This is a genomic window from Edwardsiella ictaluri ATCC 33202 (assembly GCF_000264785.1).
Lineage (GTDB): Bacteria > Pseudomonadota > Gammaproteobacteria > Enterobacterales > Enterobacteriaceae > Edwardsiella > Edwardsiella ictaluri.
The window spans coordinates 85,502-98,704 of record NZ_AFJI01000054.1; the positions used below are offsets into that span (position 1 = coordinate 85,502).

The window sequence follows — 13,203 nt, forward strand, 5'->3', positions numbered from 1 at the left end:
GCGCTGCACAGCGTTGACGCTGCGTGCTGTTTGGGGTGAGTCATCAAGGGCCCCCTCATCGTTATCCGTTGAGGACCTCTGGTGCCTGATGCTTCCTGCAACGCCCCTCAGGCAAAGCCGTTAAGCAGTTTATCGGTTAAAAAGTATAGATGGATTAACATCTGGACGGCTATTCTAGGCCAAGGCGGTGGGATTTTTCCACTCCTTTTTTTGTCGGAAACGCACACTGGAGGATCCCGTGGTGTTCCTGACTATTCGATGGCAGCCCGTGGATACAATTTCATTTTGCTTTTTTAGCCCGTTGTCGGTATAAACGGCGCGCGGCTTACCGGTGCATAACGCTTCAACCGGAGTGCTGCCGTTTTCTCCACCGTGGGTGGGGTAAACGGGGCGTTTCGGGGCGGCTATGTGCCCCACTTCCGGCCGAGGAGGGTATGGCAGTGCCATACTGTCAGTTTTATCATGCTGTTAACTTTGAAGATCTGCCGTGTGATATGGCAGCGATGGAGGTGGTTCAGGTAATGATCCATGCTAAGGCTGTGGTAAAGCGTGCCGCTCCCTGCGGCGTACTGCGTCATCGCGACGCGTTTTGCGCAACGCGCCTTCCTTCCTTTTTATCCTCTTTTCTCCCATTTGCCCGATGTTACCCATTATTGGGGTGATGGCTTGGGTGTACCTCAGGATTCTTGCGCCGTTTACGGCATCGGATGACTGAACAAGGGTAGCCTGTGGCGTCCGGCCGCAGGGGTTTATTCATAGGGGATCGGCGATTCCAATACGCTCCCCGAGCCACGGAGTTAACGACGTGTTTTGCTCTTATACTGATATCGGCCCGGCATTATGTCCGGCGCTGAGCTTTGTGGTCACGCCAAAAATCCCGGCGTGTGGGTTGCTCTATGCAGATGATGCTGCAATATTGGCTGGCGCGACGGTTGTCCTCGCCGGAAAAGGAGCTGCCCGTGTCTGATTTGATTGCACAGTACCCGCAGGACTCGGCAGACAGCTCCCCTTTGCGTTCCATGCAGGAGGTTGCGATGAACGATAGTAATGCCAGCAAGATGTTGAGCACCTACAACGTCGCCTACTGGGGTGGCAACTATTACGATGTGAATGAGCTGGGCCACATCTCCGTGTGCCCGGATCCCGACGTGCCGCAGGCGCGGGTCGATCTGACGGCGCTGGCGCTGCAGATCCAGGCCGATCGTCAGCAGCGCCTGCCGGCGCTGTTCTGCTTTCCACAGATCCTGCAGCATCGCCTGCGCTCGATCAACGCTGCTTTCCAGTGTGCACGCGCTTCGTTCGGCTACCAGGGGGATTACTTCCTGGTGTATCCGATCAAGGTCAACCAGCAGCGACGGGTGATCGAGTCGCTGGTCAATTCCGGCGAGCCGCTGGGGTTGGAGGCCGGCTCCAAGGCCGAGCTGATGGCGGTATTGGCGCACGCCGGCATGACGCGTAGCGTGATCGTCTGCAATGGCTATAAGGATCGCGAATATATCCGGTTGGCGCTGATCGGTGAAAAGCTGGGTCACAAGGTCTACCTGGTCATCGAGAAGCTGAGCGAGATAGACGTGGTGCTGGAGGAGGCCAAGCGCCTCGACGTGGTACCGCGTCTCGGTGTGCGGGCGCGTCTGGCTTCGCAGGGATCAGGTAAGTGGCAGTCCAGCGGCGGAGAAAAGTCCAAGTTTGGTCTGGCGGCGGTGCAGGTCCTGCAGCTGGTGGAAACCCTGCGTCAGGCCGGGCATCTGGAGAGCCTGCAGCTGTTGCATTTCCATCTGGGGTCGCAGATGGCCAACATTCGCGATATTGCCACCGGGGTGCGTGAGTCGGCGCGTTTCTACGTCGAACTGCATAAGCTGGGGGTCAATATTCAGTGCTTCGACGTCGGCGGCGGCCTGGGCGTCGACTATGAGGGGACCCGCTCCCAGTCCGACTGTTCGGTTAACTACGGCCTGAATGAGTACGCCAACAATGTGATCTGGGGGATTGGTGACGCCTGTAATGAGCACGGTCTGCCACACCCGACGGTGATCACCGAGTCGGGCAGGGCGGTGACGGCGCACCATACGGTGCTGGTCTCCAATATCATCGGGGTGGAGCGCAACGAACTGCCGCAGCCACAGCCGCCGGCCACCGATGCGCCGCGCGCGCTGCAGAGCCTGTGGGCCACCTGGGAGGAGATGCAGGTGCCTGGCGGCCGCCGTTCGCTGCGCGAGTGGCTGCATGATAGCCAGCTCGATCTGCACGACGTGCACAGCCAGTATGCCCACGGGATCCTCAGCCTGAGCCAGCGCGCCTGGGCCGAACAGCAGTATCTGGCCATCTGCAGCCAGCTACAGACCCAGCTGGATCCCAGCAACCGCGCCCATCGTCCGATCATCGATGAGCTGCAGGAGCGGATGGCCGATAAGCTGTACGTGAACTTCTCCCTGTTCCAGTCGATGCCAGACGCCTGGGGGATCGATCAGCTGTTCCCGGTGCTGCCCCTCAGCGGGCTGGATAAGGTGCCGACGCGCCGCGCCGTGCTGCTGGATATCACCTGCGATTCGGATGGCACCATCGATCACTACATTGACGGCGACGGCGTGGCGACCACCATGCCGATGCCGGAGTACGATCCGCAGGATCCGCCGCTGGTGGGCTTCTTCATGATCGGCGCCTACCAGGAGATCCTGGGCAACATGCATAACCTGTTCGGCGACACCGCCACGGTCGATGTATATGTGTTCGAGGACGGCAGCGTCGAGGTGGATGAATCCTACGACGGCAACTCCGTGGCGGAGATGCTGGAGTATGTACAGCTCGACCCGCAGGTGTTGCTGACCCACTTCCGCGATCAGGTGCGCGCGGCTCATCTGGACGGTGCGCTGCAGGCACAGTTCCTGGAGGAGTTTGAGGCCGGTCTGTACGGCTACACCTACCTGGAAGACGAGTGATCGGCGCCCGGCGGCGCGTCGCCGCCGGGGAGATCCTCCGGGCTTGCAGTTGCGGTGGGTTGTCGCCATAATCGGCGAAATGCACTGCCAAACGAACTGATAATCCCTTCCTCGTCGGGTTAACGACGCGGGAGGGATTTTTTTTTCATCGCGACTCCGTCAGCCTGGCCGACATGCGGCGCGGCGACGGGATTTATAGGAGGAGTGAGTATGTGTACTCTGGGGCATAAGCCTGATAACTCTCTGGTATCCAACGCCTTTGGTTTCCTGCGTCTGCCGCTGGACTTCATGCCGTATGACGGCGACGCCGACTGGGTGATCACCGGAGTGCCGTTCGATATGGCGACCTCCGGCCGCGCCGGTGGCCGACACGGGCCGGCGGCTATCCGTCAGGTTTCCACCAACCTGGCCTGGGAAGGCAAGCGCTGGCCGTGGAACTTCGATATGCGCGACCGCCTGAAGGTGGTGGACTGCGGCGACGTGGTCTTCAGTTTCGGCGACGCCCAGGAGATGAGCGATAACCTGCAGGCTCACGCCGAGCGTCTGTTGGCCAGCGGGAAACGCTGCCTGACCTTTGGCGGTGACCATTTTATCACCCTGCCGCTGCTGCGCGCTCACGCCAAGCACTTCGGCAAAATGGCGCTGGTGCACTTCGACGCCCACACCGATACCTATGCGCACGGCAGCAAGTTCGATCACGGCACCATGTTCTTCCATGCGCCGAACGAGGGGCTGATCGATCCGCAGCATTCGGTGCAGATCGGTATTCGCACCGAGTACGATCATGACAACGGTTTTACCGTGCTGGATGCCGCCCAGGTGAACGATCGCAGCGTAGAGGATGTGCTGGCCGAGGTTAAGCGTATCGTCGGTGATCTGCCGGTTTATCTGACTTTTGACATCGACTGCCTGGATCCGGCCCATGCCCCGGGCACCGGCACACCGGTGATCGGCGGCCTGACCTCCGATCGCGCCCTGAAGCTGGTGCGTGGCCTGCAGGATCTGGATATTGTCGGCATGGACGTTGTCGAAGTCGCGCCGGCCTATGATCAGTCAGAGATCACCGCCCTGGCGGCGGCGACGCTGGCGCTGGAGATGCTGTATATCCAGGCGGCGAAGAAGTAACGTCCGCTGAACGGGTAAGGCCGGGCAGACGCCCGGCCTTTTTCATGCATCGCGATCACACCCGCCGCCATACGAGGCGCGGGCCTGCCGGTAGAGCGCCAGGCGGACCTCGCGCGCCTTTTCAAACTCCTTATTCATGATCAGTGGGCGGATCTCCTTCTGGTAGACCTGGATGCTGGTCTGTCCCTGATGGTTATGGTAGCCGGGCAGGTGGCTGCGCCAGCGCCGGTCGATGATGGCCTCCTGGCTGTAGAAGGGGTCGATCTGATTGCGCACATAGTCATCGAAACGGGCGCGCAGCGCCTGACGCTGTTCCTGATGTTCCGCCGAGTGTGCCAGATTGTGGGTTTCCCCTGGATCCTGTTGCAGGTCGTAGAGTTCTTCCTCTTCATTCTCTTTATAAATTATATATTTATATCTGTCCGTGCGTAGCATGCGCGCCGGTTGTACATCCACATTGCGATCGGTGTTCCACTGGGTAATGACCTCATCGCGCCACGTGTCGGGCTGCTCGCCGCGCAGGATCGGCAGCAGGGAGCGGCCGTACAGGCCGGGCGGTGGTGTCAGCCCCGCGTAGTCGCACAGGGTCGGCAGCAGATCGCACAGGGAGGTCAGGTGGCGGCTGCTGGAGTGGGGACGGATACCGGGGCCGGCGAAAATCAGCGGCACGTTGGTGGACTCTTCATAGAACCAGTTCATCTTGGCCACCAGACGGTGGGCGCCCATGGCATCGCCGTGATCGGCAAAGAAGACCACCAGGGTATCGTCCGCATGGCCGCTGGCGCGCAGCGCGCTCAGCACCTGGCCGATAAAACCATCGGCCAGCTCAGTGAAGTGATAGTAGGCCTTGAGATACTGACGAAAGTTGAGCGGGCTCCAGTTGGCGGCCTGCATCACCCGGTTATGGGTGCAGCAGGCATATTGAATCGCCAGGGGGCGGTTGGGCAGATCGGCTGAGGTATCAAAATTGTCCAGCAGCGGCGGCAGCGTTCCCAGACCGTCGATATCGCCGTGCGGGCCGGCAAAAGCCCCGGTCCAGCCGTTGATGTTATGGGGATTATTGAATTCGATCGCCAGCATAAACGGTGCGTCGGCGCCGCGCCCCTTCAGGGTATCGATATACTTCAGGCTCTCCTGCAGGCAGTAGACATCCTCACGGGTATCATAATCGACCGGGTAGGCGGCCGGGCTGTCGTAGGGCAGCTCGATCTGGTCGGCGCAGGTGAACCCCTTGAGCGCGCCGTAGTCGTGACGCTTACCAAAGTGGCGACACTCATAGCCTGCCCGGCTGAACAGTTCGCCCAGCGTCACCATATCCTGCGGGAGGTTGGGGCTGTCGTTGGCGATCACCCCGGTCTGATGGGGCAGGCGGCCGGTCCAGTAGCAGGCGCGTGACGGGGCGCACAGCGGGTAGGGACAGTAGGCTTGTTCAAAGCGGGTGCCGCGGGCGATCAGGCTGTCGATGGCCGGGGTGTTGACGTGGGGATTGCCATAGCCCCCCACGCCGCGCCGTGCCAGCTGATCGGCGGTGATGATGACGATATTGCGCGGGGGGGGCTTGGCGCCCGTACCCGTACCGGCGGTGGCATCGCCGGTGGCCAGCGCGGGCGCACCGAGGGCGACCCCGGCCATCCCGCCGGCAGTTCGCTGTAAAAATTCGCGTCGAGAAAGAGACATAGTCGGTTCCTTTTTATTGTTCGAAAGCAAAGATAACAATTCGAAAGAATGCTTCACCGCGATATCGATCGCATAACGCACAATCAAAAGTAAAGGAAAGTTTTTTCGCGCAAAGTGACTGCGGCGGCGCGCGCGGTGAAAAATCAACCTTTGCGCAACGCAGGTCAAAAAAGGACGCTGATTGCGCAAGCGCTGTGCGCTGCGGGGCGGGACGACATCGGTTTTGTGCTACCCTGCCCCGTCAGGCCATACTGTCCCGCGGCGTCGGGAGAACGGTGTGAGAGCGTATCATCGCGGCGCGACTCCTTGGCTGCGCCGTGATTAAGGATTGCCGTTTTCACTCCGAGTCTGAGACAATATGGCGAACCCTTGTTTTCATACAATCCGACTTGGAGTAGAACATGTCCTCTCGTAAAGAGCTTGCCAATGCTATCCGTGCCCTGAGCATGGATGCGGTGCAGAAGGCCAAATCCGGTCACCCGGGCGCCCCGATGGGGATGGCAGATATCGCCGAAGTCCTGTGGCGTGATTACATGAACCATAACCCGGTCAACCCGCACTGGGCCGATCGTGACCGTTTTGTGCTGTCCAACGGCCATGGTTCTATGCTGATTTATAGCCTGCTGCACCTTACCGGCTATGATCTGCCGATCTCCGAGCTGGAAAACTTCCGCCAGCTGCACTCCAGAACCCCGGGCCACCCGGAGTATGGTTATACTCCGGGCGTTGAGACCACCACCGGTCCGCTGGGCCAGGGCATTGCCAACGCTGTCGGCATGGCCATCGCCGAGCGTACGCTGGCCGCGCAGTTTAACCGCCCGGGGCATGACATCGTCGACCATTTCACCTATGCCTTTATGGGTGATGGCTGCATGATGGAAGGCATCTCCCACGAGGTCTGCTCCCTGGCCGGTACCCTGAAGCTGGGCAAGCTGATTGCGTTCTACGACGATAACGGTATCTCCATCGACGGTCATGTTGACGGCTGGTTCACCGATGATACCGCCAAGCGTTTTGAAGCTTACGGCTGGCACGTGGTGCGCGGCGTAGACGGTCACGACAGCGCCGCCATCAAGGCCGCTATCGAAGAGGCGCGCAGCGTAAGCGACAAGCCGTCCCTGCTGATGTGCAAAACCGTCATTGGCTTCGGTTCGCCGAACAAGGCCGGCACCCATGACTCCCACGGCGCGCCGCTGGGCGATGCAGAGATCGCGGCAACCCGCGCCCAGCTGGGCTGGAACTACCCGCCGTTCGTCATCCCGCAGGAGATCTATGCCCTGTGGGATGCCAAAGAAGCCGGTAAGGCCAAAGAGCAGGCCTGGGATGTGCGTTTCGCCGCCTATCAGGCTGCGTTCCCGCAGCTGGCCGCCGAATTCAAACGCCGTATCAACGGCGAACTGCCGGCCAGCTGGGACAGTGAATCCCGCCAGTTTATCAAACAGCTGCAGGCCAACCCGGCCAAGATCGCCAGCCGTAAGGCGTCGCAGAATGCGCTGGAAGCCTTTGGCAAGCTGCTGCCGGAGTTCCTGGGCGGCTCCGCCGACCTGGCACCGAGCAACCTGACCATGTGGTCAGGGTCCAAGGCGCTGAACGAAGACGCCGCGGGTAACTATATCCACTACGGCGTGCGTGAGTTCGGCATGACCGCTATCATCAATGGCGTTGCGTTGCACGGTGGCTTTATCCCCTACGGTGCCACCTTCCTGATGTTCATGGAGTATGCCCGTAACGCTATGCGTATGGCTGCCCTGATGAAGATCCGCAACATTCAGGTCTACACCCATGACTCCATCGGTCTGGGCGAGGACGGCCCGACCCATCAGCCGGTCGAGCAGATGGCCAGCCTGCGCACCACGCCGAACATGAACACCTGGCGCCCGTGTGACCAGGTCGAGTCCGCCGTGGCATGGAAGAAGGCCATCGAACGTCTGGATGGGCCGTCTGCGCTGATCTTTTCCCGTCAGAACCTGACCCAGATGGATCGCAGCGCCGAGCAGCTGGTCAACGTTGAACGTGGTGCCTATATTCTGCAGGATTGTGACGCGCAGCCGGAGCTGATCTTCATTGCCACCGGCTCTGAAGTGGAGCTGGCGATGAAAGCCGCTGCGCAACTGAGTGCCGAAGGGCGTCAGGTTCGCGTGGTCTCCATGCCATCCACCGAAGTGTTCGACAAGCAGGATGCCGCCTACCGTGAAGCAGTACTGCCATCCGCCGTCAGCGCCCGTGTGGCGGTCGAGGCGGGTATCGCCGACTTCTGGTACAAGTACGTCGGTCTGAACGGCGCTGTCGTCGGTATGACCACCTTCGGTGAGTCTGCGCCGGCCGAACAGCTGTTCGTCGAGTTCGGCTTCACTGTCGACAACGTGCTGGCCAAGGCCCGCGCACTGCTGAAGTAAGCCGTACGCGGTAGAAAAAGATGAACGGGGCGTCTGCCCCGTTTTTTCTGCCGGAGTATCAGGCGCTCTCTATGCGCTGATTTCGCATCAAATTGTGATGCAATGCACGTTTCCATTCAAATTCACCGCCACGCCTCCCGCTTTTCCTCTCCCGTGTTTTCTTTGCGCTGCGTTTGGTTTATTCTTGGCTGAAGCGTTTCAGTTGATGGGGAAAGCGGCGACGAATTGATGGGGCCAGTGGCGTTTTTGCTGGCGGAGCCCGCTCCGGTGTCGCGTGCATGGATTACTCTTGGCGTCTGTTTGTCGGACGAGGAAAGAGTAAGATGACCATTCGTATCGCCATTAACGGCTTTGGTCGCATCGGCCGCAACGTACTGCGGGCGCTGTATGAGTCGGGACGACAGACGCAGATGCGCGTCGTCGCAATCAATGAGCTGGCGGCCGCTGAAGGGATGGCACATCTACTGCAGTATGACACCTGCCACGGCCGGTTTGCCTGGTCGGTGCGCCAGCAGGATGACTGGTTGTGGATCGGCGACGATCGTATTCGTCTGCTGCACCGGCCGCAGATCGCCGATCTGCCCTGGGAGGCGCTGCAGGTCGATGTGGTGCTGGAGTGTAGCGGTGTTTATGGCAGCCGGGCTGATGGCGAGGCTCATCTTCTGGCGGGGGCCGGTAAAGTGCTGTTCTCCCACCCCGGCGGCCATGACCTTGATGCCACCGTGGTATACGGGGTGAATCAGGAGAGTCTGTTGGCGGAGCATCGCATCGTCTCCAACGCCTCCTGTACCACCAACTGTATCATCCCGGTGATTAAATTGCTGGACGATGCCTTTGCCATCGAGTCGGGCGCAGTGACTACCATCCACTCGTCGATGAATGACCAACAGGTGATCGATGCTTACCACCCGGATCTGCGGCGGACCCGGGCTGCCAGCCACTCGATCATTCCGGTGGATACCAAGCTGGCGGCGGGTATTGCGCGCGTGTTACCGCAGTTTCGCGATCGCTTTGAAGCGATCTCGGTACGGGTACCGACGCTGAATGTGACCGCCATCGATCTCAGCGTCAGCGTGCGTACTCCGGTGCGGGTTGAGCAGGTGAACCACCTGCTGCAAAAGGCGGCATCCACTGCATTTCATGGTATAGTTGACTACACAGAATTACCGCTGGTCTCGACCGACTTTAATCACGACCCGCACAGCGCCATCGTGGACGGTACTCAGACGCGGGTCAGTGGTCGGCATTTGATTAAAACGTTGGTCTGGTGTGACAACGAATGGGGATTCGCCAACCGGATGCTGGATACCACGCTGGCGATGGCCCGGGCAGTTTCTAATGCGTCGTAGCCGCGCGCGGCGACACAGCTTAAAGCAACTTTTAGAGAATCAATGAGAGGATTCACCATGTCTGTAATTAAGATGACCGATTTGGATCTGGCGGGTAAACGCGTTCTGATCCGTGCGGATCTGAACGTTCCGGTTAAAGACGGTAAAGTGACTTCCGATGCGCGTATCCGCGCTTCGCTGCCGACCATTGAGCTGGCGCTGAAGCAAGGTGCACGCGTGATGGTAACCTCCCATCTGGGTCGTCCGACCGAAGGCGAGTACAACGCAGAGTTTTCTCTGCTGCCGGTGGTGAATTACCTCAAAGATCATCTGAAGGCGTCGGTGCGTCTGGCCAAAGATTACCTGGACGGCGTTGACGTCGCCCAGGGCGAGCTGGTGGTGCTGGAAAACGTCCGCTTCAACAAGGGTGAGAAGAAAGACGACGAAACCCTGTCCAAGAAATACGCCGCCCTGTGCGACGTGTTCGTTATGGACGCGTTTGGCACCGCGCACCGCGCCCAGGCCTCTACCCACGGCGTGGGCAAGTTTGCGCCGATCGCCTGTGCCGGTCCGCTGCTGTCCGGCGAGCTGGAAGCCCTGGGCAAGGCCCTGAGCAACCCGGCGCGTCCGATGGTCGCCATCGTCGGCGGCTCCAAGGTCTCCACCAAACTGACCGTCCTGGACTCCCTGTCCAAGATCGCTGATCAGCTGATCGTGGGCGGCGGCATCGCGAATACCTTCATCGCCGCGGAAGGCCATAACGTGGGTAAATCCCTGTATGAAGCCGACCTGATCCCTGAAGCCAAGAAGCTGCTGGGTACCTGTGATATCCCGGTACCGACCGATGTGCGTGTGGCGACAGAGTTTTCTGAGACGGCGTCGGCGACCATGAAATCCGTCAGCGAAATCAAAGATGATGAGCAGGTTCTGGATCTGGGCGATGCCTCTGCCGAGCAGCTGGCCGCTATCCTGAAAAACGCCAAGACCATCCTGTGGAACGGTCCGGTCGGCGTTTTCGAGTTCCCGAACTTCCGTAAAGGGACCGAGATCGTGGCCAATGCTATCGCCAACAGCGACGCCTTCTCCATCGCCGGCGGCGGCGATACCCTGGCGGCCATCGATCTGTTCGGCATCGCCGACAAGATCTCCTACATCTCCACCGGCGGCGGTGCCTTCCTGGAGTTTGTGGAAGGCAAGAAACTGCCGGCTGTGGTGATGCTCGAAGAGCGCGCCAAGCAGTAATGCCCGATACGGGAGGCCATCATGCCTCCCGTTGTTTTATCGCGCCTTGGCGCGGTAATGTTGATCCGATTGGAAAACACTCACGCCCACGAAACAGGACGATTAGACATGTCTAAAATCTTTGACTTTGTTAAACCGGGTGTCATCTTTGGCGATGACGTTCAGAAAGTATTCCAGGTTGCGAAAGAGAACAAATTCGCTCTGCCGGCCGTTAACTGCGTCGGTACGGACTCCATCAACGCGGTGATGGAGGCTGCAGCCAAGGTACGCGCGCCGATCATCGTTCAGTTCTCCAACGGCGGTGCTGCCTTCATCGCCGGTAAAGGACTGAAGCTGGAGGGCCAGCAGGGGGCCATCCTCGGCGCGATCGCCGGTGCGCACCACGTGCATCAGATGGCCGAATACTACGGTGTTCCGGTGATCCTGCATACCGACCACTGCGCCAAGAAGCTGCTGCCGTGGCTGGACGGGCTGCTGGATGCCGGTGAGAAGCACTTCGCCGCGACGGGCAAGCCGCTGTTCTCCTCCCACATGATCGATCTTTCCGAAGAGTCTCTGGAAGAGAACATTGAAATCTGCTCTCAGTACCTGGCCCGCATGTCCAAGATCGGTATGACCCTGGAGCTGGAGCTGGGTTGCACCGGTGGTGAAGAAGACGGTGTGGACAACAGTCACCTGGACAACTCCGCGCTGTACACCCAGCCGGAGGACGTGGACTACGCGTTCACCAAGCTGAGCGCCATCAGCCCGCGTTTCACCATCGCTGCCTCCTTCGGCAACGTGCACGGCGTGTACAAGCCGGGTAACGTGCAGCTGACGCCGGTGATCCTGAAAAACTCTCAGGAGTATGTCTCCAAGAAGCATAACCTGCCGCATAACAGCCTGAACTTTGTCTTCCACGGTGGCTCCGGCTCTACCGCGGCAGAGATCAAAGAAGCGGTCAGCTACGGTGTGGTGAAGATGAACATCGACACCGATACCCAGTGGGCAACCTGGGAAGGTGTGCTGAAGTACTACAAGAAGAACGAAGGTTATCTGCAGGGCCAGCTGGGTAATCCGGAAGGCGACGACAAGCCGAACAAGAAGTACTACGATCCACGCGTATGGCTGCGTGCCGCTCAGACTGGCATGATCGAGCGTCTGGAGCAGGCGTTCAAAGAGCTGAACTGTATCGACGTGCTGTAATCGTCGTCAATCGGCTGGAGAAACCCCGCGTTGCGGGGTTTTTTTATGCCGGGAGATCGCCGGGAAAGGGAAATATCATCGCGAGCGGCCATATCAATACGTTGTGTTATATGGTTTTAATTTTCAGATTGTTAGCGTTAATGAAATGTGGAGTTCATCGCCGTAGTTGGGTTACCCTTATAATCATTGGGCTGCGATCTGCGGCCTGTTTTGCCCGTGTTATCGGGGTTACGGTGACGGAGTCAGGTAATGAAATCAGAGGGTAAAAAATAAGATGAAAGAATTGGATGTAGTTGACGGCATACAGAGCGCCGGCGGTTGGATCGTCCGTAACCAGGATTTGCTGCTGGGCTATGCCGTCAATCTGGTGGCGGCGGTAGTGATCCTGATCATCGGTTCCCTGATCGCCCGCGGCATTTCGACGACGCTGATTCGCCTGCTGAAGGCGCGTGGTCTGGATGTGACGGTAGTGCATTTCCTGGCGGCGATGGTACGTTATGCCATTCTGGCCTTTACCATTATCGCCGCGCTGGGGCGGCTTGGGGTGCAGACCACCTCGGTGATCGCTGTGCTGGGTGCCGCCGGTTTGGCGGTCGGTCTGGCGCTACAGGGGTCGTTGTCCAACTTTGCCGCCGGCGTGCTGCTGGTGCTGTTCCGCCCGTTCCGCGCGGGAGAGGTCGTGGATCTGGGCGGCGTCACCGGCACGGTACGCGAGGTGCAGATTTTCTCTACCACGCTGGCCACAGCTGACAATAAAGTGATTGTGGTGCCCAATGGCAAGATCATTGCCGGCAACATCATCAACTTCTCCCGCGAGCCGAAGCGCCGGATCGATATTATCGTGGGTGTGGCCTACGACGCCGATATCGACGTGGTCAAGCGGGTGCTGGGCGATGTGGTGGCGGCCGATACGCGCATTCTGCACGATGATGGCGTTACCATTCGCCTGAACGAAATGGCGGCCTCGTCGCTCAATTTTGTGGTGCGTGTCTGGGGCAACAACGCCGACTATTGGGCCATCTATTTTGATCTGATGGAGAATTTCAAACGCGCGCTGGATGCCAATAATATTGGCATTCCGTTCCCACAGATGGACGTGCATCTGTATCAGGCTGTCAAAGCCCGTGCCGAGTGATCTCCTCCCGTCTGGCCGACGCCCCGGCCAGACACCATGAGCCCGTCTAATCTGCGATAAGAAATCGCTATTTCCCCCGTCGCTGCCCGGCTGTTTATGATTCTCTTTATTAACCGTCCGCTCCTCCTCTTCTGAAGGGGCATCGTTATATTTTCTGCATTTGTGCAGCGATTCATCCT

8 protein-coding genes are annotated in these 13,203 nt (G+C 59.3%); 7 read left to right on the top strand and 1 reads right to left on the bottom strand.

Annotated features, from left to right (window positions below; all coding sequences use genetic code 11):
* The first annotated feature begins 1,019 nt into the window (after positions 1-1,019).
* Complete coding sequence (gene speA, locus EIEH_RS07730; RefSeq protein ID WP_226092438.1) at positions 1,020-2,936, top strand: biosynthetic arginine decarboxylase; 1,917 nt, start codon at positions 1,020-1,022, stop codon at positions 2,934-2,936.
* Positions 2,937-3,146: 210 nt separating this feature from the next.
* Complete coding sequence (gene speB, locus EIEH_RS07735) at positions 3,147-4,061, top strand: agmatinase (protein WP_015872583.1); 915 nt, start codon at positions 3,147-3,149, stop codon at positions 4,059-4,061.
* A gap of 42 nt (positions 4,062-4,103) precedes the next feature.
* On the opposite strand, the gene EIEH_RS07740 is transcribed toward speB, so the two are convergent.
* Complete coding sequence (locus EIEH_RS07740; protein ID WP_015872582.1) at positions 4,104-5,738, bottom strand: sulfatase family protein; 1,635 nt, start codon at positions 5,736-5,738, stop codon at positions 4,104-4,106.
* Positions 5,739-6,139: 401 nt separating this feature from the next.
* On the opposite strand from EIEH_RS07740, the gene tkt reads away from it, so the two are divergent.
* From tkt to mscS, 5 genes are all read left to right on the top strand, one after another.
* Entirely contained in the window at positions 6,140-8,134 is a 1,995-nt protein-coding gene (tkt, locus tag EIEH_RS07745; RefSeq protein ID WP_015872580.1) for a transketolase, read from the top strand.
* Positions 8,135-8,457: 323 nt separating this feature from the next.
* Positions 8,458-9,483, top strand: coding sequence for an erythrose-4-phosphate dehydrogenase (epd, locus tag EIEH_RS07750; protein ID WP_015872579.1), 1,026 nt, complete (start codon positions 8,458-8,460; stop codon positions 9,481-9,483).
* 57 nt (positions 9,484-9,540) lie between these two features.
* The gene (pgk, locus tag EIEH_RS07755; protein WP_015872578.1) at positions 9,541-10,704 is read left to right on the top strand and encodes a phosphoglycerate kinase; all 1,164 of its coding nucleotides are present in this window, start codon (positions 9,541-9,543) and stop codon (positions 10,702-10,704) included.
* Positions 10,705-10,812: 108 nt separating this feature from the next.
* Positions 10,813-11,889: a class II fructose-bisphosphate aldolase gene (fbaA, locus tag EIEH_RS07760; RefSeq protein ID WP_015872577.1), complete on the top strand. Its 1,077-nt coding sequence runs from the start codon at positions 10,813-10,815 to the stop codon at positions 11,887-11,889.
* A gap of 274 nt (positions 11,890-12,163) precedes the next feature.
* Complete coding sequence (gene mscS / locus EIEH_RS07765; RefSeq protein ID WP_015872576.1) at positions 12,164-13,024, top strand: small-conductance mechanosensitive channel MscS; 861 nt, start codon at positions 12,164-12,166, stop codon at positions 13,022-13,024.
* Positions 13,025-13,203: the final 179 nt, after the last annotated feature.